The organism is Actibacterium pelagium, from assembly GCF_002285415.1.
Lineage (GTDB): Bacteria > Pseudomonadota > Alphaproteobacteria > Rhodobacterales > Rhodobacteraceae > Actibacterium_B > Actibacterium_B pelagium.
In genome coordinates, this window is record NZ_NSBU01000006.1 from 23959 (window position 1) to 42910 (window position 18952).

General features: G+C 58.5%; 16 protein-coding genes. 8 read left to right on the forward strand and 8 right to left on the reverse strand.

Annotated features, from left to right (window positions below):
• The first annotated feature begins 31 nt into the window (after positions 1–31).
• Together CLM58_RS07080 and CLM58_RS07085 are read left to right on the forward strand one after the other, a co-directional pair.
• Positions 32–877, forward strand: coding sequence for a BKACE family enzyme (locus CLM58_RS07080; RefSeq protein ID WP_095595252.1), 846 nt, complete (start codon positions 32–34; stop codon positions 875–877).
• A 41-nt stretch (positions 878–918) separates the two neighbouring features.
• Positions 919–1977, forward strand: a complete 1059-nt coding sequence (locus CLM58_RS07085; RefSeq protein ID WP_095595581.1) for a 3-carboxy-cis,cis-muconate cycloisomerase — start codon at positions 919–921, stop codon at positions 1975–1977.
• Between the two features lie 81 nt (positions 1978–2058).
• Here CLM58_RS07085 and CLM58_RS07090 read toward each other — a convergent pair whose 3' ends face one another.
• From CLM58_RS07090 to CLM58_RS07110, 5 genes are all read right to left on the reverse strand, one after another.
• Entirely contained in the window at positions 2059–3696 is a 1638-nt protein-coding gene (locus tag CLM58_RS07090; protein ID WP_095595253.1) for an acyl-CoA synthetase, read from the reverse strand.
• Positions 3697–3702: 6 nt separating this feature from the next.
• Complete coding sequence (locus tag CLM58_RS07095; protein WP_095595254.1) at positions 3703–4518, reverse strand: enoyl-CoA hydratase; 816 nt, start codon at positions 4516–4518, stop codon at positions 3703–3705.
• Between the two features lie 266 nt (positions 4519–4784).
• Positions 4785–5993 carry an efflux RND transporter periplasmic adaptor subunit gene (locus tag CLM58_RS07100; protein ID WP_095595255.1) on the reverse strand — a complete coding sequence of 403 codons (1209 nt, stop codon included), beginning with the start codon at positions 5991–5993 and terminating at the stop codon, positions 4785–4787.
• A 4-nt stretch (positions 5994–5997) separates the two neighbouring features.
• Entirely contained in the window at positions 5998–8361 is a 2364-nt protein-coding gene (locus tag CLM58_RS07105; protein ID WP_095595256.1) for an ABC transporter permease, read from the reverse strand.
• 4 nt (positions 8362–8365) lie between these two features.
• Positions 8366–9088: an ABC transporter ATP-binding protein gene (locus CLM58_RS07110; RefSeq protein ID WP_095595257.1), complete on the reverse strand. Its 723-nt coding sequence runs from the start codon at positions 9086–9088 to the stop codon at positions 8366–8368.
• Between the two features lie 483 nt (positions 9089–9571).
• Between CLM58_RS07110 and CLM58_RS07120 the strand changes: the two genes are divergently transcribed.
• Genes CLM58_RS07120 through CLM58_RS07145 form a run of 6 tightly spaced genes read left to right on the forward strand, consistent with a single transcriptional unit; the run spans position 9572 to position 15492 of the window.
• Positions 9572–12451 (forward strand): monovalent cation/H+ antiporter subunit A, encoded by a 2880-nt coding sequence (locus CLM58_RS07120; protein ID WP_095595259.1) that lies wholly within the window; start codon positions 9572–9574, stop codon positions 12449–12451.
• 1 nt (position 12452) lies between these two features.
• Complete coding sequence (locus CLM58_RS07125; protein ID WP_095595260.1) at positions 12453–12803, forward strand: Na+/H+ antiporter subunit C; 351 nt, start codon at positions 12453–12455, stop codon at positions 12801–12803.
• Positions 12800–14341: a monovalent cation/H+ antiporter subunit D gene (locus tag CLM58_RS07130; RefSeq protein WP_095595261.1), complete on the forward strand. Its 1542-nt coding sequence runs from the start codon at positions 12800–12802 to the stop codon at positions 14339–14341. The genes CLM58_RS07125 and CLM58_RS07130 overlap by 4 nt, the downstream gene beginning before the upstream one ends.
• Before the next feature lies 1 nt (position 14342).
• Positions 14343–14843: a Na+/H+ antiporter subunit E gene (locus CLM58_RS07135; RefSeq protein WP_095595262.1), complete on the forward strand. Its 501-nt coding sequence runs from the start codon at positions 14343–14345 to the stop codon at positions 14841–14843.
• On the forward strand, positions 14840–15127 hold the full coding sequence (locus tag CLM58_RS07140) for a K+/H+ antiporter subunit F (protein ID WP_095595263.1): 288 nt from the start codon (positions 14840–14842) through the stop codon (positions 15125–15127). The genes CLM58_RS07135 and CLM58_RS07140 overlap by 4 nt, the downstream gene beginning before the upstream one ends.
• Positions 15124–15492 (forward strand): Na+/H+ antiporter subunit G, encoded by a 369-nt coding sequence (locus CLM58_RS07145; protein WP_095595264.1) that lies wholly within the window; start codon positions 15124–15126, stop codon positions 15490–15492. Before CLM58_RS07140 ends, CLM58_RS07145 begins: the two co-directional genes overlap by 4 nt.
• Here CLM58_RS07145 and CLM58_RS07150 read toward each other — a convergent pair.
• From CLM58_RS07150 to CLM58_RS07160, 3 genes are all read right to left on the reverse strand, one after another.
• Positions 15464–16780 (reverse strand): capsular biosynthesis protein, encoded by a 1317-nt coding sequence (locus tag CLM58_RS07150; RefSeq protein WP_095595265.1) that lies wholly within the window; start codon positions 16778–16780, stop codon positions 15464–15466. The genes CLM58_RS07145 and CLM58_RS07150 overlap by 29 nt on opposite strands.
• Positions 16777–18222 (reverse strand): GumC family protein, encoded by a 1446-nt coding sequence (locus tag CLM58_RS07155; RefSeq protein ID WP_095595266.1) that lies wholly within the window; start codon positions 18220–18222, stop codon positions 16777–16779. Before CLM58_RS07155 ends, CLM58_RS07150 begins: the two co-directional genes overlap by 4 nt.
• Before the next feature lie 112 nt (positions 18223–18334).
• On the reverse strand, positions 18335–18949 hold the full coding sequence (locus tag CLM58_RS07160; RefSeq protein ID WP_095595267.1) for a response regulator transcription factor: 615 nt from the start codon (positions 18947–18949) through the stop codon (positions 18335–18337).
• Between the last annotated feature and the right edge of the window lie 3 nt (positions 18950–18952).

Genomic DNA, 18952 nt, shown 5'->3' on the forward strand with positions numbered 1-18952 from the left:
GGGCGGCGTCACTAACTATTGGACGCGCGACATGACCAAACCCTGCATTATCTGCTGTGCCATCACGGGCTCTTTGCCCCGCAAGGAAAACAATCCGGCTGTACCGATTTCGGTTGAAGAGCAGGTGGAATCCACCCACGAAGCCTTTGAGGCCGGCGCCAGCATCGTCCATGCCCATGTGCGCAACGATGACGAGACGCCGACTTCGGACCCAGAGAAATTCGCGCGCTTGAAAGAAGGGCTGGAAAAGCACTGCCCGGGGATGATCATCCAATTCTCGACCGGTGGCCGCTCTGGCGCGGATAAAGAGCGTGGCGGGATGCTGCCTCTTCGCCCTGACATGGCGTCGCTGTCTGTCGGGTCGAACAACTTTCCGACGCGCGTGTACCAGAACAGCCCCGACCTTGTAGAATGGCTGGCAAGTGAGATGCGAACCTATAACGTCAAGCCCGAGATCGAGGCCTTTGACCTGTCCCACATCCATCAGGCCGCTGCGATGAATGCTGACGGCCGGATCCCGGGCGAGCTTTACGTGCAGTTCGTCATGGGCGTTAAAAACGCGATGCCCGTTGACCGCCCCTCGTTCGATTTCTTTATCGAAACCGTTAAGCGCCTAACGCCTAATGCAGAATGGTGTGCAGCCGGGGTTGGCCGCTATCAGATCACGGTAAACGAATGGTGCGTGGCCGAAGGTGGTCACTGCCGAACCGGACTTGAAGACAATGTGCGTATCGACAAGGACACGCTGGCCCCGTCGAACGCCGCACTGGTCAAGCGAGTGGTTGATCTTTGCGACAAGTACGAACGCCCGGTTGCAACGTGGCAGCAAGCCCGGGAAATTCTGGGGCTTCAGCAGCCCGGCTCGACAAACGCCTGATTTTCTCCGACTATCGCGCCAACTTCACTTCGGAGACTGCTGTGAATCCGCTTACACAGACCAATCGCTATTTCTCTGCTCTGTTCGAAGATACCGAGGTGTCAGACGCGTTTGGAACCAAGAGAACCTTGGGGCATTTCCTGGCCTTTGAGATCGCTTTGACCGAAGGCTTGGCGAAAAGCGGCGCTGTAGATGGGGCGGTTGCAGGGGCGGCTATCGAAAAGATGAAAAGCTTCGCTCCGGACATTGCCGCGATTGAAGCGAAGTGCCCGACAGATGGCTTGGCTGTGCCTGAGTTCGTGCGCCAGCTTAAGACCTATCTGGGTTCTGAGTTGACGCCAGCGGTGCACATCGGTGGCACTTCTCAGGACCTGATCGACACGGCAACCGTGCTGACACTGAAAGAGATCAACGGGGTTTTCACCACGCGTTTGGACTGTGCCATCGACGGCATCGCCCGTTTGATCTCGGAACATGGTGACAACACCATTATGGGGCGGACCCGTATGCAGGCCGCCTTGCCGATAACAGTGAAGCATCGGCTGGAAAGCTGGATCGCACCGTTGCGACAGCACCAAGATCGTCTGGCGGCCATGCGTCCCAAACTGGAAGTCTTGCAATTCGGCGGCGCCACCGGTGATCGAAGCGCTAACGGCGACAAAGCAGCACTGATTGGCGCAGTGATGGCCGAGCAGCTTGGTCTGACTGACCCCGGACGCTCTTGGCACAATGACCGTTCCCGTCTTGTTGATTATGCCGGTTGGCTGTCGATGGTTTCGGGCAGCCTTGGCAAAATCGGGCAGGATATTTGCCTGATGGCCCAGCAAGGCGTTGATGAGATTGCGCAATCCGGCGGAGGATCCAGTTCCGCCATGGCGCATAAGCAGAACCCGGTGACGGCGGAAATGTTGGTGTCACTTGCACAATACAATGCGGGGCAGGTGTCGTTGATGCACAACGCGCTAATGCATGAACAGGAACGTTCCGGCGTGGCTTGGACGCTGGAGTGGATGGTGCTTCCGGCCATGGCCTGCACCACCGGGAAAGCCCTGCAATTGGCAGACCGTCAGCTTTCTGCGATTACGCGGATTGGTTCCTGAATCTCAGGCGCTGGGCGGAAAAGGGGTAAATAGGGCCCCAAGCATTCGCCATCGCCACGTTTCCAGACGGTTTGCGGGATCCTAAGCCTCCAGTGTCGGGTTATCGGTTTTCGCTATGTCGCGAAGCACATGTTTCAGGATTTTCCCGGTGCTCGTTTTGGGAAGTTCACCGAAAACCACCAGTTTCGGGCGCATATATCCGGCCATCTTATCGCGGCAGTGCAGGATGATCTCGTCGCCAGAAACTGTGGCACTGGGTTTCAATTCGACAAAGGCGCAAGGCACTTCGCCCCATTTGTCGTCGGGTCGGGCAACGACGGCGGCGAATGCAACGTTCGGGTGTTCGACAATGGCGTTTTCGACTTCGATCGAAGAGATATTCTCGCCCCCCGAAATGATGATGTCCTTCGCGCGGTCACGAATTTCGACATAGCCGTCGGGATGCTGCACGGCCAGATCGCCAGACCAGAACCAGCCATCCTTAAAGGCTTTGTCGGTCTGTTCTTGCGATTTGAAATAGCCTTTCATGCAGATGTTTCCGCGGAAGACGATCTCTCCTTGTGTCTTCCCGTCCCAAGGGACAGGGTCACCGGTATCCGGGTCAATGACCAGCACATCCTCTTGCAACTCGTAAGCCACACCTTGCCGGGCCTTCAGGCGCGCACGTTCGTCGGCGGGCAGGTCGTCCCATTCTGGTTTCCACGCGCAGACCACGGCGGGGCCGTAGACCTCGGTCAGGCCATAAACGTGGGTAACGTGAAAGCCTTTCGCCTCGATACCTGCTATCACGCTGGCAGGCGGCGGGGCTGCTGCTGTCATCATTTCGACAGTCTGAGGGAAGTCACGCGTGTCTTCAGGCGCGGCATCAGCGATCAGCGACATGATTATGGGTGCACCACACAGATGCGTAACCCCGTGATCGGCAATCGCGTCGAAGATCGGCTTGGCGCGGGGCGCGCGCAGGAAGACATGGGTGCCGGCCAGCAGGGTAATGGTCCAGGGGAAGCACCAACCGTTGCAATGGAACATCGGCAGGGTCCACAGATAAACCGGGAAGTGCGGCATGGCCCATGTGATGGTGTTGTTGACCGCATTCACGTAGGCGCCACGATGCGAATAGACGACACCTTTGGGTCGGCCAGTTGTACCCGAAGTGTAATTCAGCGACAGCGCATCCCATTCGTCCGCTGGCAATCCATATTCAAACTCGGGATCTCCTTCGACCAGCAGGGCCTCGTAATCCATCGCCCCTATCTTTTCGCCCGGGGCTGCCGGATCGCAGATATCCACAACAAGCGGAGGGTTCTCCAGCGTGGCCAAGGCAGCCTTGGCAATGTCTGACAGTTCCGTGTCGACCAGCAGCACCTTTGCCGCGCCGTGCTCAAGGATATAAGCAATGGTCGCCGCATCCAGCCGGGTGTTGTTCGCGTTGAGAACCGCACCGATCATCGGCACCCCAAGGGCGCATTCCAGCGCTTCGGGGATATTCGGCGCCAACAGTGCGACGGTATCGCCTTTGCCAATGCCCCGCGCCTTAAGTGCCGACGCCAAGCGACGGCAGCGGGTTTCGACCTGTCCCCATGTTCGGCGCAGATCGCCATAGATCATGGCGGTGCGTTCAGGATGCACCCGTGCCGTGCGCTTTAACGTAGACACTGGTGACAGCGCGACATGGTTCGCGGCGGTCTTGGCAAGCTCGGGTCCTTCATAGATCGACATGACGGTTTATTCCCCGGTCCATTCTGGCATGGGCTTCTTGGTGACAAAGGCGCCAATTCCGCGTTCTGCATCACGAGCCATCATGTTCTCGGCCATTGTCCGGCCGGCAAATTCATATGCCTCCGCAAGTTCCATCTCGGCCTGTTGATAGAAAGCACCTTTGCCCATCTTAACGGCGACGGGGGACTTCCCAACAATGTTTTCAGCCATCTCACGCGTCGTGTCAGAGACCTTGTCCAGCGGGACCACCCTGTTGATCAGACCGTATTGTGCGGCCTTTTCGGCCTCGACGAATTCGCCCAGCAAAAGCATCTCCATCGCGGCTTTGCGTGGAACAGCCCGGCTAAGCGCAACCATCGGGGTCGAGCAGAACAGGCCGATATTGACGCCAGATGTCGCAAACCGCGCTGTGTCCGAAGCAACGGCAAGATCACAGGTGGCCACCAGTTGACAGCCCGCAGCCGTGGCTATGCCGGTCACTTCGGCGATCACCGGCTGCGGCAGGTTCACCATGGACAGCATCATCTTGGAGCAGGTGGAGAACAGATCGTTGAAGTACTGATGACCGCCGTCAGCGTCTTCACGGCGCGCGGTCATTTCCTTCAGGTTATGGCCTGCGCAGAAATGGTCCCCGGCTCCACGAAGGATCACGACCTTGACGTCGCGATTGGTGGCCAGGCCGTCCCAGGTTTCCTGCAACGCTGCCAGCATTTCTTCGGACAGGGCGTTGATCGACTTTGGCCTGTTCAGCGTAACCGTGGCAATGCCCGCTTCAATTTCCAGAAGGACAGGCGGGTCCGGGTTGGTCGATAGATCTTGCAAAGTTGTTCCTCCAAAATAGCTGTGCCAGCCCAAGGCCGACCTTCAGCTATCTCCCCCATTATTGTCGAATTTCGATATCAGAAATTCGCCAGCTCATGGTAGATAATTCTTGTTCTGGCAGCCAGATCGCAACCTGCCGCATGCGGCAAGCTGGCGTCCGAATAGGGTGTCCATCTTGCGAACCGGCATGGTCAATTAGACCAGCCTTCTGCTGGCTCAACACCTTTCAGTGGAAGCCCGCCAACCGGTAGAAACAAAGACCGAGATTATTCCAGTTCGGCGCGATCAACAAAGGGTATGCCGTCGCTCACGCGGTCGCTGGGGTGCACAACCACGCGGTCCCCGGGGGAGAGCCCGTCCAGCACCTGAGCGACGTGCGAATTCATACGCCCGAGTGTGACCGGAACTTGCCGCAGCACCGACCCTTCGGCGCGGAATGCATACCAGTTCCCATTGTTGCGAAACACGGCTGACAGGGGGACTTGCAGGATATCCTGCCCCTCCCATTCAAGCACACGCAGGAAGACCGCGAAGCCGTCTCCAAGCCCGGGGCGGTCTTCGGGCGGGCTAAGCAGGTCAAAGACAACATCAACCCTTTGCTCTTCGATCCCAAGGGCCGAGACCTTTGTGCGCGCAGACGGTTCAATTTTGCTCAGGACGGCCTCGAGTGGATCATCGCCCCCCCAACGTTCGACGATGGCCCGGGCACCCGGTGCGACCTTGACTGCGTCAGCAGACAGCAGGTCCGCAACGATTTCCAGATCTTCCCGCCGCCCGATGGTCAGCAGGGGTGCCCCCATCGTCACAGGGCGTTCCGAAATGCTTTGAATAGACAGAACAACCCCATCTGACGGCGCGTGCAACACAACGCAGCAAGAGTCATCAGCTGGGTTTTCCACGTCTGGCTGGATCAAGGCGGCCCGGGCGCGGGCCAAAGAGCCCTCGGCCATCGCTTGGCTGGATTGCGCGGCCTCAAGCGCTGCCTGTTTGATCGCGCGCAGCTGGGTGGCGCCTTCCAGTTGCGATGTGGTGGCGACCCCCCGGCTTACCAGTTCTGCTGTACGGGCGAAGTTGCTTTGCGACAGGGTCAGGTCTTCTTCGGCCTGCCGAACCTGGCTTTGAGCGACACGCAAAGCGGCCTCGGCTTCGGCAATGGCGGCTTCGGCGCTGGCACGGCTTCGGCTATCCAGAAGCGATGGCGCGACCGGTTGAACCACGGCAACCACTGTTTCGCCAGAGACCACCGGGTCGCCAACCGCAACCGGAGACCGCTTGGCCCGTCCGGTGATCGGCGCCGCGACCTCGTACACGTTGCGAATACGGGTTTTGCCATCGGCGTTCACGGTGATCATCATCTCTGCCTCGACCACCTCGGCCAGATCAACCGGTGCCGGATCGGCTCGGAAGCCCCAAGAGAGCAAACCACCAAGCGCCACCACAGCACATCCACCTACAATAAGGGTCTTTGCTTTCATCGCCTCATTCCCTTGTTTTCATTACTTCTATCAAATTCAATCGATCCAACCGCCGTCTGACCAGAAGTGTAGACGCGGCAGCAGCCGCCAGCACCACAACGCTGGACAGGGCAAAGGTATCGCGGCTCAGAACCAGCGGGATCGAGTAAAGGTCGCTTTCGAACCCCGCGATCATTGCTGTGGCAAGCCCCGCGCCCAACAGCCAGCCAATCGGTTGCGCCAGCAGGGCCAGAAATGCAATTTCACCGATCAGGATAAAGCTGACTTCGGTCTTGGTAAAACCGAGAATACGAAGAGAGGCCAGATCTCTGGCCCGTTCCGACAGTTGGATGCGGGCGCTGTTGTAGGTCACGCCAACCGTGATCAGCACGGCGATCACGATATAGACCACCATGCTGATGTTGATGTTCTGCTCAATGGTCTCTTCAAAAGCTTCAAGCGTGTCGGCAATCATCACGGTCCCGGCAAGCCGGGGCAGGTCTTTGATCGCGGCGTGAAATTCCTGTTCCTTGGCGGGGTCCAACGTGAGGTTGGCATAGCTGAAGGTCGAGCTGCGCCGCATCAAACGGTCAAGGGCTGTGTCCTCCATATAGGCTGGCAGCCCAATGTAGCTGGTGACGATCCCGGCGACATTCACAACATGGGTTTCGCGCTGTCCGGTCAGGAATTCCACGGTCAGCGGGTCGCCCACCCCAATCGCCAGTTGGCTGGCCAATCGCGTCGACAGCAGCAATCCGTTCGCGGGCGCCGCAACAACTTTGCCATCCTGATCAAGGATACGCGCCAGATCGGCCGTGGCAGGGCGGCCTTCGATCCCAACGCGTTTCTCCAGATGTCCGTTGCGCAGGATTGCCCCGTGCATCTGCGCTGGCTCTACCTGCAGAACGCCGGGCAGGCGACGGATGTCTTCCAAGGCGTCGCTGTTGACCTCTTGGGTCAGGATTAGCATCACATCCTGTCGATTGGTGGAATAGAAGGCGCTGTCGATCAGCTCTTCCAAGGTGTCTTCAAAGAAGAGGGATGCGACCAGTACCGCTACCGCCAGTGCAATACCCAGCATGGTCAGTCCGGCCCGAAGCGGCCAGCGCATGATGTTGCGCAGGACCATCATCGTTCGCTGCGAAGGGCGTGCCCGCAGCAATAGCCGGTCAATCATCGATGACTGATAGTTGGGCGGGGCAGGGGGCGACATTGCCACGGCGGGTGGCAGGCGGGCTGCACTAAGCGCGCTTTGGATCGCCCCAAGACTGGCCGTTGTCAGGCCAAGGGCTGTCGCGATGATGTAGATATCTGGCCGGACTGCAAAGATCAGATACGGGAAGCTGAAGAAAGTGGCGTAAAGCTCTGCCAGCCCGCGGGCCATCCATGTCCCGACAAGGATCCCAAGAAGCGTCCCAATCAGGGCGATCGCAACTGCTAGGGCAAGATAGTGCAAGCTGACTTCTAGGTTGGAATAGCCGATGGCCTTGAGCAGTCCGATCTCGGATCGGTCCAGCGCCACGATCCGACCGATGACCATGTTGACCAGAAAGATGGTGATGCCCAGAAAGACCGGCGGCAACACATAGGCCATGGATTGCAGCTGTTTAAGCTCGCCATCAATGAAGGCATGAGATTGCTGCTGCACACGATCATGCGCGCCCAGGCCACCGAACGGGTCCAACAAGTCATCCAACCGGTCGATCACGTCATCGCTTCGTGCGTGCCGGCGCAATTGCAGGCTGACATCGTTGAAGGCGCCATCCATGTCGAACGCGGCCGCCATGGCGGGTTCGGACATCCATAAAATCCCATAGCCCTGATTGTCGGGCATCATGTCTCCGGGCCCGATCGTATAGATGAACTCGGGGCTAAGGGCGGTTCCGGTGATGGTCAGTACGCGCTTTTGCCCATTCAGATTGGCCATCAGCGTGTCGCCGGGCACATACCCGTTGGCAATTGCGAAGGGTTCATTCACCATCACTTCGTCATCCGACTGCACGTCTGGGAAACGGCCAGAGCGCAAAAGCGGCAGGTTCAGGCGCGGCTCTCCGCTGGCGGGTAGGGAAATGAATTGGCCAACGGCGCTTTCCACCTGGCCCGGCAAATCAAGGATCGCGCTGCCCTTAACGCGTGTCTCGACAGCATATACCCCCTCAATTGCGGCGATTTCCGGCATCAGGCTTTGAGGCGCGCGTCGCAGAGAGGCAAAAACCTCGGCAAAGCGATTGCGTTCATAATAGGCCGCGCGGGTTTCCGTGAGCGCGGTGAACATGCCGTAGGACATCAGGAAAATCGCGACGCCACAGCCCAGCACCAGCGCAATGGCCAGACCCTGCGACCATAGCCGCAAGAGATCCCTGATCAGCTTTTTCTCCAGCGCGCGCATCTGATTACCACTCGATTTCCGAGGGTGTCAGGCGGGTTTCATTATGCTCGATCGAAACGATGCGTCCGTCCTGAAACCGAATTACCCGATGCGCCATTTTCCGGATTTCGGCAGCGTGCGTGATAATCGCAGTGGTGGTGCCCAAATCTTTGTTGATGCGATCAAGTGCTTCAAGCACCTGCACCCCGGTCTTGGAATCCAAGGCTCCGGTTGGCTCGTCGCACAGCAAGACTTCTGGCCGCTTGGCAATGGCGCGGGCAATGGCCACACGTTGTTGTTCCCCGCCGGAAAGTTCGGCTGGGAAGTGGTTCATTCGGTGGCCTAACCCAACGATATCCAGCGCCTCTTCCGGGGACATCGGGTTGGGGGCAATATCCGTCACCAGTGCTACGTTTTCACGCGCGCTAAGTGAAGCGACGAGGTTGTAGAACTGAAAGACAAAGCCGACATGGTCACGCCGAAACCGGGTAAGCGCGCGTTCGTTCAACTTGGTCAGTTCCAAGTCCTTGAACCAAACACGCCCTTCGCTGGCATGATCCAGCCCGCCCAGAATATTGAGAAGTGTGGACTTGCCACTGCCAGAGGGGCCAAGCAGCACCGTCAGTTCACCCGCGTGAAGCGTCAGATCGACGCCATCCAAGGCGACGACCCTGACCTCACCGGTCTCGTAGACTTTGGTTACTGCCTGCGTCCGAAACACAGCATTTTCTGCTAAAGTTTGATCCATAGCTTATCTTTAGCTGAGATTTCGGCGAATTCATTGATTAAGCTCAAATGAATGAGAACCTAAATCCGGCGCTCGTGACTGTCTGGCGCAGCAACCTTGGCGCTTGCCTCGGCCAAATGCCTATCAATGCAGCAGTCTGTCCGCAGGCTATAGCCTCTTCTGAAAAACACGCTAATTTGACGGCGGAAAGCGCTTCCGATTGGACATTCAATGTGTTTTGGGCCAAGAGGGGCAGCAAAGTGGAATGGGGGGAATGCAGTTGGTGAGGAAAAGCTCGATATTCGGCTTGATTTCTTGTGATTGCGAACACGCGAAACACCTTGGCGTGACCGACAAGACAGAACCGACTTCCCATGTTTTATTCCCTCGACCCGACGTGCTGGCGTCGCAAGCCGGTGGCGTTGGGCCCTGCTTGCAAGCCAAGGGCGCGTTCGGGCTGACCTCATTCGCACTGACTTCGCATTGATATTGTAGGAACGGGCCGTGTCACTTTTTCTTATCGTTGCTCTCCCTTTCTTTGGTGCCTTGCTGCCGGGGATCATGAATTCGGCTGGCCGTTCAGCCTGCTTTGGCGTCACTTTCACCGTCACGCTGTCGGCCTTCGTCGGGTTGCTAACAAACCTGCCCACCGTTCTGGCGGGCGAGGTTGTAATGGCCCGCGTAAACTGGATGCCAGAGCTTGGGCTGAACTTCACCCTGATGCTGGATGGTCTGGGCTTCTTCTTTGCCTTCCTGATCCTTGGCATCGGACTTTTGATCATCGCCTACGGTCGCCAGTACCTAAGCCGCGACGACCATATGGGCGAGTTCTTCACCTACTTGCTGCTTTTCCAAGGCGCGATGGTGGGGATCGTCCTAAGCGATAACATCCTGCTTTTGCTGGTTTTCTGGGAGCTGACCTCGCTGGCGTCCTTCCTTCTGATCGGATATTGGAAGCATCTGCCCGAGGGCCGTCAGGGCGCGCGAATGGCGCTGGCCGTGACCGGTATGGGCGGGCTGGCGATGATCGGTGGCATGCTGATCCTTGGCCAGATTGTCGGCAGCTATGACCTAAGCGTCATCCTGCAAAACCGCGAGGCCATTCAGGCTGATCCGCTTTACGTTCCGGCCCTGCTGCTGATCCTGCTGGGCTGTTTCACAAAATCTGCGCAGTTCCCGTTCCACTTCTGGCTGCCACACGCGATGGCCGCGCCCACTCCGGTGTCGGCCTATCTGCACTCTGCCACGATGGTGAAGGCGGGTATTTTCCTGATGGCGCGGATGTGGCCGGTCCTGTCGGGAACGCCCGAGTGGTTCTACATCGTCACGACTGCTGGTCTGGTGACGATGGTTCTGGGCGCGGTGATCGCGCTGTTTAAACATGATCTGAAGTCGCTTCTGGCGTTTTCAACAGTCAGCCACCTTGGCCTGATCACCATGCTTCTGGGCACCGGCACGGCCTTTGGTGCGCTGGCGGCGGTGTTCCACATCCTGAACCATGCAACGTTCAAGGCTGCGCTCTTTATGTCGGCCGGCATTGTCGATCACGAGGCGCATACCCGCGACATCCGTCGTCTGGGTGGCCTGCGCCATCTGATGCCGGTGACCTTTACCATTGCAACGATTGCCGCGTTGTCGATGGCAGGCATTCCGTTCCTGAACGGCTTCCTGTCGAAAGAGATGATGCTGGAAGAGGCCCATCATACGGTTCTCTTCGGTAGCCACTGGCTGGTGCCGGTGATGGCGACCGTTGGCTCGCTGTTCTCGGCGGCCTATTGCTTCCGCTTTATCGGGCACACCTTCCTGGGTCCGGTGCGCGATGACTATCCGCATAAACCCCATGATCCCGGCGCGGGTATGTGGCTGCCGCCAGCGATCCTTGTCGTTCTTGTGGTTGTGATCGGTGTTGCGCCGTTCCTTGTTCAGGACTTTGTCTTCATGGTCACTAAATCGGTGATCGGCGAAGCGGCAGAGCTGAAAACCAAATACATCAAAATCTGGCACGGTCTTGTGCCGGCGCTTTACATGTCGATCATCGCGGTTGTTGGCGGCCTAGCCATGATGCTGGTCTTCAAGCCGCTGTCGAAGGTCTGGGAGACCACCCCGCGCCCCGAGGCCAAGGTGATCTTCGAGGCCATTGTAGAGGCCATCGTGCGACTGGCACAGGCCCTGACCCATCCTCTGCACAACGGATCCTTCACGCGCTATGCGATGATCGGGATCGTTGCCATGATTGCGGCGGGCTACCACGCTTGGGCGACCGGAACTGTCGCTGACCCGGTTCGGGAACTGCAGGCCGCTGGACCTGTTCCCATTGCGGGTTGGGCGATGCTTGTTGCGGCAACGGGCGGCCTTGTGGTGATGCACCGGAACCGTCTGTTGGCATTGATCCTTATCGGGATCGTGGGCCTGATGGTGTCGGTCGGCTTTGTCTATCTCAGCGCGCCTGACCTTGCGATGACGCAGTTCACGGTCGAGGTCGTCACGATCATCCTTCTGTTGCTGGCGCTGAACTTCCTTCCGAACCGGACCCCTACCGAAAGCACTTCGCTGCGGCGTGTTCGCGACGCTGGTGTGGCGATTGCGGCTGGTCTGGCAACCTTCGGACTCGCCTATCACTATATGCTGCGCGACACCGTTGCGGCCTCGATTTCGGAATACCACCTTGCGAACTCGTACAAGGGTGGGGGCGGCACCAACGTCGTCAACGTGATCTTGGTCGACTTCCGTGGCTTTGATACCTACGGCGAGATCATCGTTCTGGGCATCGCGGCGCTACTGATCTATGCGCTGACCGAAACCCTTCTGGGTGGGCCGGTGCGCCGTCGCCTGCTGAACCGTATTCCGGACCAAGCGCGTTCGGGCGACATGCACCCGATGATGATGGTTGTCCTGACCCGCGTTATCATGCCGGTCGTCCTGCTGGTCGGCTTCTACATCTTCCTGCGAGGCCACAACGAACCTGGGGGTGGCTTTATCGCAGGCCTGATCGTTTCGATCGCGGTGGTGATGCAGTACATGGCTAGCGGATTCTCTTGGGCCTCGGCGCGGTTGAAGTACCCCTATCACGGGGTCATCGGCGCCGGTGTTCTGGTTGCAGGACTGACCGGTATCGGGTCGTGGTTTGTTGGAAAGCCCTTCCTGACCTCGGATTTCACCTATGTGCGCATCCCGCCGTTCCACAAGTTCGAACTGGCCACGGCGGCTCTGTTTGACCTTGGCGTTTTCCTTGCCGTGGTCGGGGCCGTGATGCTGTCGCTTGAAAGCTTCTCGAGGCTGGCGCGCCGTGCTGACACGGAAGACAGCGTACACCCAATGGATATCGATCCGTCACGCAATGCAGCTGCGTCGGGCAGTGCTGTCGACATGAAAGAGGACACCTAAAATGGAATTGCTTGTCGCCTCTGCTATCGGCGTCTTGACCGCGGCCGGGATTTATCTGGTCCTGCGGCTAAGAACCTTCCCGGTGATCCTTGGTATGTCGCTGCTGACCTATGCGGTGAACGTGTTCCTGTTCGCATCGGGACGACTGACCATCGGGGCCCCGCCCATCCTGTCGGACGACGTTACAACCTATACCGACCCACTGCCGCAGGCTCTGGTTCTGACCGCGATCGTGATTTCCTTCGGGATGACAGCGGTTGTCGTGATGATCAGCCTTGGCGCTTATCTTGGGTCTGATGACGACCACGTCGACGATCAGCCAGAGTCGACCGGTTCGGAGGCAAGCCAATGACCCACTGGATCATTATGCCCATCGTTCTGCCTGCCTTCCTAGCACCGTTCATCGTTCTGGCTGCGCGTTATCACATCGGCATTCAGCGCGTCTTTTCGTTGGCCGGTGTCGCGGCCTTGGTTGTTCTGTCAGCCAGCCTTGTCTGGCAGGTCTCGGACGGTTCGGTTCTGTACTATCGCCTCAGTGACTGGGCTGCGCCCTTTGGGATCGTTCTGGTCGGGGACCGCTTGTCCACGATGATGGTGCTGCTGACCTCTGTCCTTGCGCTTTTCGTGCTGCTGTATGCCATCGGGTCCGGCTGGGATGATCGCGGACGCCACTTCCATGCCCTGTTTCAGTTCCAGCTGATGGGCATCCTTGGCGCCTTCCTTACGGGCGACCTGTTCAACCTGTTCGTCTTCTTCGAGGTCCTGCTGATCGCGTCTTACGGTCTGATGATCCACGCAGGTGGGAACGAGCGGCTTCGGGCGGGCGTGCAATACGTCCTATTCAACCTGATCGGGTCGACCCTGTTCCTGTTTGCCTTGGGCTCGATCTATGCCGAAACCGGCACGCTGAACATGGCGGACCTGTCGAACCGCGTTGCGATGATCGGGGCCGAGGAAACGGTTGGCATCCGGATCGCTGCGGTTCTGCTGCTGTTGGTCTTTGCGATCAAGGCGGCCCTTGTACCGCTGCACTTCTGGCTGCCCTCCAGCTATGCCGAGGCCCCCGCGCCGGTGGCGGCGCTGTTTGCGATCATGACCAAGGTTGGCGCCTATGCGATCATCCGTGTCTACACGATGATCTTCCCGCCCGATCTGGAGGCCACAATGGGCCTGCACGAGGTCTGGCTGTTGCCAGCGGCACTGGTTTCGCTTGCGATTGGGATGATCGGTGTGCTGGCCGCGCGCAAGCTGGATCGTCTGGTCGCTTTCTCGATCATTGGCTCTATGGGCATGGTCATGGTGGCGATCTCACTCTTTGATCCTGCCAGCATTGCGGCTGCGCTGTACTACATCATCCACTCGACCTTGGCCGGGGCGGTATTGTTCCTGATTGCCGATCTGGTCCGAACTGGCCGAGGCAACCTTGATCTGACCCCACAGCAGCCGATGATCGGCACCCATATGACTGCGGGCATGTTCTTTGCAGGTGCGATCGCGATGGCTGGCCTGCCGCCACTATCCGGGTTCCTTGGCAAGCTTCTGGTGCTGAATGCCTCGTTCGAGGCCGACCTCATGGTCTGGGTCTGGGCGATCGTCCTTGGGTCCAGCCTGGTCAGCGTCGTGGGCTTTGCCCGCGCTGGCAGCGTTGTGTTCTGGAAAGCGCATGGCACGCCGGTCGGCGAACCTGTCGAGGGCACCGGAAAGCCCGCCGCACTTAGCTATGTTGCGATCGGCGGATTGTTTGCCCTTCTGGTCGCGCATACCGTTTTCGCCGGCAAGGTTCATGGCTACACCACCGCCATCGCGACAGAGCTTTTCGACCACAAGACTTATATGTCCATTGTTCTAGAAACGCCGGGCAAGCTGAGCGACTATAAGGGGGGACACTGACATGCTGCGCGTTTATCACTGGCTGTTTCCGCATCCGTTACTGACGCTGATCCTTGCTGTTGTCTGGGTCCTTCTTCAGAACAAGATCAGCGCAGGGATGGTCGTTTTCGGCATTATCCTTGGGATTATCATTCCACGGATCACGGCCATCTGGTGGCCTGACCGACCCAAGTCGTTCCATTTGGGCAAGATGATCACCTATAGCTTTATGGTGCTTTGGGACATCGTCGTCGCAAACATTCAGGTGGCGTGGATTGTAATTTCGGTCCCGAATTCCAAGCTGAAACCTGCATGGATCACTGTTCCGCTGGAACTGAAGCACCCCGAGGCGATCACGGTTTTGGCCGGAACCATCACCCTGACGCCCGGAACAGTCTCTGCCGACTTGTCGAGCGAAGGTAACAGCCTTCTGGTTCACGTGTTGCACACGGACGATCCGGATGCTGTCCGCGATGACATCAAATCCCGCTACGAGCGCCGCTTGCTGGAGATTTTCTCATGACGATAGCCCAAGGACTGTTTGATTTCGCGCTTATCATCGCGATGGTTGCGCTGGCGGTTGGTCAGGTCTTGTGCATGGCTCGACTGGTCATTGGCCCGACAACTGCAGACCGCATTCTGGCCCTTGATACCATGGTGATCAACGCTCTGGGCTTGGTTGTCGCCCTTGGCATGCATCAGGGCGTTAAGGTCTATTTCGAGGTTGGTGTTCTTGTCGCAATGCTGGGCTTTGTCTCCACTGTTGCGCTGGCCCGCTTCATCCTGAGAGGAGATATCATCGAATGACCCTTTCAACGATTGCAACATTCGCAGCAGCTATTTCGCTTCTGATCGGCGCGGTGTTCGTGCTGGTTGGCGCTATTGGGCTGTTGAAGTTCAACGATCCGATGACCCGCCTGCATGCGCCAACCAAAGTTGGTACGCTTGGCATCGGTATGTTGCTTTTGGCTTCGATCCTTTATGCTCTGGCACAAGGGGATCCATCGCTGCACGAACTACTGATCATGGCGTTCCTGTTTGTGACGGCTCCGGTTTCGGCAAACTTCATTGCCAAGGTGACCATTCACCGTGGTACTTGCGAAACACCCCCGTCGCCGCCGAAAGACAGCACGTGGTCGACGCTTAATGCGCCGGATGATGCCCAAGGCTGACCTCGGCGGGTTCGCTTGGGGTGATTTCCTTAGTCGTGGCAAGTTCGCGGGCATGAATGCCCAGCATCAATAGCGCAGGCCAAAGCAGGTAGGCTTCGATCTCAATGTTCTCGCCGAAGGACAGAAGGATGAAGACCATAACGATCCCCAGCGGCAAGTAGCCGCGTGGGTTCTTGGCGGCGTCTACCAGGCACAAGACGGTTTGCAGCAGCATCGGAATGCCAAAGGCAAGCGCCCCGGTCAGGCCCTTTACGAAGAGCAGCCCGAACCATGTGTGATGGCTGCCGATGGGCATGTATTCCACAAGATGGGGCCCGGGCTGCACGGTTCCGTGGCCGAACCAGACGGCTTCTTCCTGCCAGCGTTCTTGGGCAATGCGTTGCAGGGTTGCGCGGACGCGTGTGCTGTCAGCGCGGGCTGATTTGAACGCATCGACTCCTGCACCAAGGGTCTGCAGAAGCCAAACCCCGATCACAGATAAAGAGGCCGTGGCTGCAGACAGGGCCAGCCAAGCCCAGCTACGCAGGACAAGCGGCATCATTCGCGGCCCGATGGAACAGGCCACAAGCCCGACCAGCCCCATTCGTGACTTTGAAGCAAGAATCATCAGCGTCCCGGCGGCCAGACCGATGGCTTTCCAGCGGGGCTCTTTTTCTTCCAACGCAAACAGTACCGTTGTCACGCCAAGCAATGCAGCAAAGGGCGACCAAGGGGCATAGAACTGCCAACGCGGTGTCCATGATGCCGGGTCAAAGGTGAACAGATAGACCGAGAAATACTCGGGGCCCGGGCCACCTACAGCTTTGAGGGGCGAGGTGAAAATACGTTCGGGCAGGCCGATGTAAGGGGCGACCAGCATCAGCGGGGCAAGGCAAAGCGTCCATAGGGCAAGCTTGCATTGGGCGCGAACGATCACCTCGCGCCGGATTGGCAGAACGGCACCGGCAAGGGGGAACAATGCGATGAGCGCCCAGCCCTTGGCCCACCCAATCGAGGATTTGATGGTCTTCTTAACCCCAAGGTCCCAATCCAGATGCCCTACCCAAAGCGCAACAAGCATCACGACCATACCGGCCATCCATGCCCAGACAATTGGTGGGACCGGCCCTGTGGCGCGCAGGTCTTCCCGGATCGCAGGGCCAAGGTAAAGCGACAGGACCGCCAAGCCCCCAAGGATCCATGCAAGAACCGGACCGACCACGTACAGCGCACCGACGGCGTAGAAGGGCCAAGTCCAGATCAGGGTTTTCCAGACGATGGTCTCGGCCGGGTTCTTCGGTCCGATCATGATTTTGGCGTGCCTTTAGCCAGTAGGTAACCAATGACGGGTTTGCGGATCCAAGCCAACACCAAGGCCATGAACAGCATGAAACTGGCCGCACCACCTGCTGCTACGGCCAGTTTCCGCCGTGGCGAAGAGGGGGATTCCGCCAGGGTGGGGTCTTCGAGTACCTGAACCAACGGGTACGAGGCAAAGATGTCGGTTTTCGATGACTGCTGACGCGCAATTGCCGAGGCAAAGACGGCTTCAGCCACTTTGAAATCGCGCTGCCGGTCCTCAAGGCGGGCGGCCAGCGGCGCAAGTCTGTCAAGCCGCGCAGTCTGGGCCTGCAGCTGGTTCGATAGTTCATCGAATTGCGCGGCAAGCCCGTTGCGATCTGCTTCTTGTTGGACAAGGTCGGTCAGCAATTCAGCGCGTCCGCCATTAGGCATACGTTCCAAAGCAATGGGCTGACCGGTGACTGTCGTCGCGCGTTCCACAGCGGCGGCGCGCGCAGCGTTCAGGGCGGACTGCGCCCGTTCGACAGCAGGGTGTTGCATGCCATATCGCGATTGCGCATCGGTCAGTTCGGCGGCTTGTGACGCCAAAGTCTCCAGTAGGGCCAGATAGGCGCTGTCAGAGTTCAAAAGCAGGATCAGGGCCGCTTGTTGTGCGTCTGTGCCCAGACGGGCCTGAAGGCGTGCGACTGCGCCCTCTTTCCGCTTCAACTCGGTTGCAAGCGTGTCGACCTGCGCCCTCAAAGAGTCATTGGCATCGACCTGCCGCGTGAACTGTTCGGCTGAATGCAGGCCAGTATCTTGCTGAAGCCGCGTGATCTCTGCCCGGGTTTCCGCAACAGAGGCCTTGTATTCCCGGATCGCCCCCAGCCCACTGTCCTCGCGGGTGGCCATCTCGTCACTACGCAGGCGGTCGATTTCGGTGAAAAACGCGTTCAGTAAGGCCGTTGCGCGTTTCTGCGCGGCCTCTGGAGAGGGGCCGACCATCTCGACATGGATGAAAGCGGTCTGGTCGACCAGTCGCACACGCGGAGAGCCGAACAGATTAGGTTTATGCCCGATGGAAGCCGCTGCTGCGCGAACAACGCGATCTGCGCCAAGTAGACGTTTGTAGGTCTCTGTCGGGCTGATGGAATTGCTGGAAAAGGCAGAGTTCGCGTATGACGAGGCCTGACCGATGTTGTTCAGGTTCACCGAAGCTGACGCACCAGAGCCCGGCAGGATCAGCGACAGGTGACTACTATATTTCAGTGGGGCGGTCTTCAAATAACCGGTAATCGGCGCCCAGATCGCCGCCGAGCCCAATGCAAACAGCGCGATATAGCGCGGCAACCGCCCCGCATCGGTCAGACGACCGCCCATCAGGATGCGCGACAAGCGCAACTGCCGAAGAGGCTGACGGACAATCGCGAAAACCTGTCGCGGTTTGGGTAGGGCTGTCAGAATGGACATGGCGGGCTCCTTTGCCCGCAACCTAACAACGCACGCGTTTCAAAGCGCCCGCGCGCCGGGACAGGCAGGCGGGGCCTTTGGGCCGCCGCCTACCCGCAAGGATAGGGTAGGGTTAGTAAAGCCCTTCGTCCCGGGCCACCAAGGCGGCCTGAGTTCGGTTGTTGACGCCCAGTTTGCGATAGAGCGTCTTCATATGCAGCTTGATCGTGGGCTCTGTCAGGCCCAAGTCGCGCGCGATTTCCTTGTTTGATTTCCCCTCGGTTAAGGCTTTTAGAACATCGTTCTCGCGTGGGGTCAGGCGTTGAGCGAGAGGATGAGCCTCTTCTTCCTCGGGGGCCTTCATGAAATCGAGGGGGGCGTATTGCTCGCCCATGGCCATGAACTTGACGGCATTCACCAGCGACTTCGCGGGCAATGTCTTAGGGATGAAACCGGCAGCGCCCATTTCCAAGGCTTGTTCGGCGATCTCGCGCGTGGCCTCACCAGAGATCAGGGCGACGCGCTGACCACCCTCCATATTCAGAACTTCACGCAGGCTATCCAGCCCTTTCATTCCGGGCATTTTGTAGTCGAGCAAAACAAGATTGAAAGGCGACTCGGTTTGGATTTTCTGGACGGCTTCTTCCAATGTCGCTGCAGAAGCTGTTTCAAGAGAGTCCTCTGCCGACAAGAACGCCGTCAACGTGTCCCGCAGCAAATCATGGTCGTCAGCAATCAAGATTTTCATATT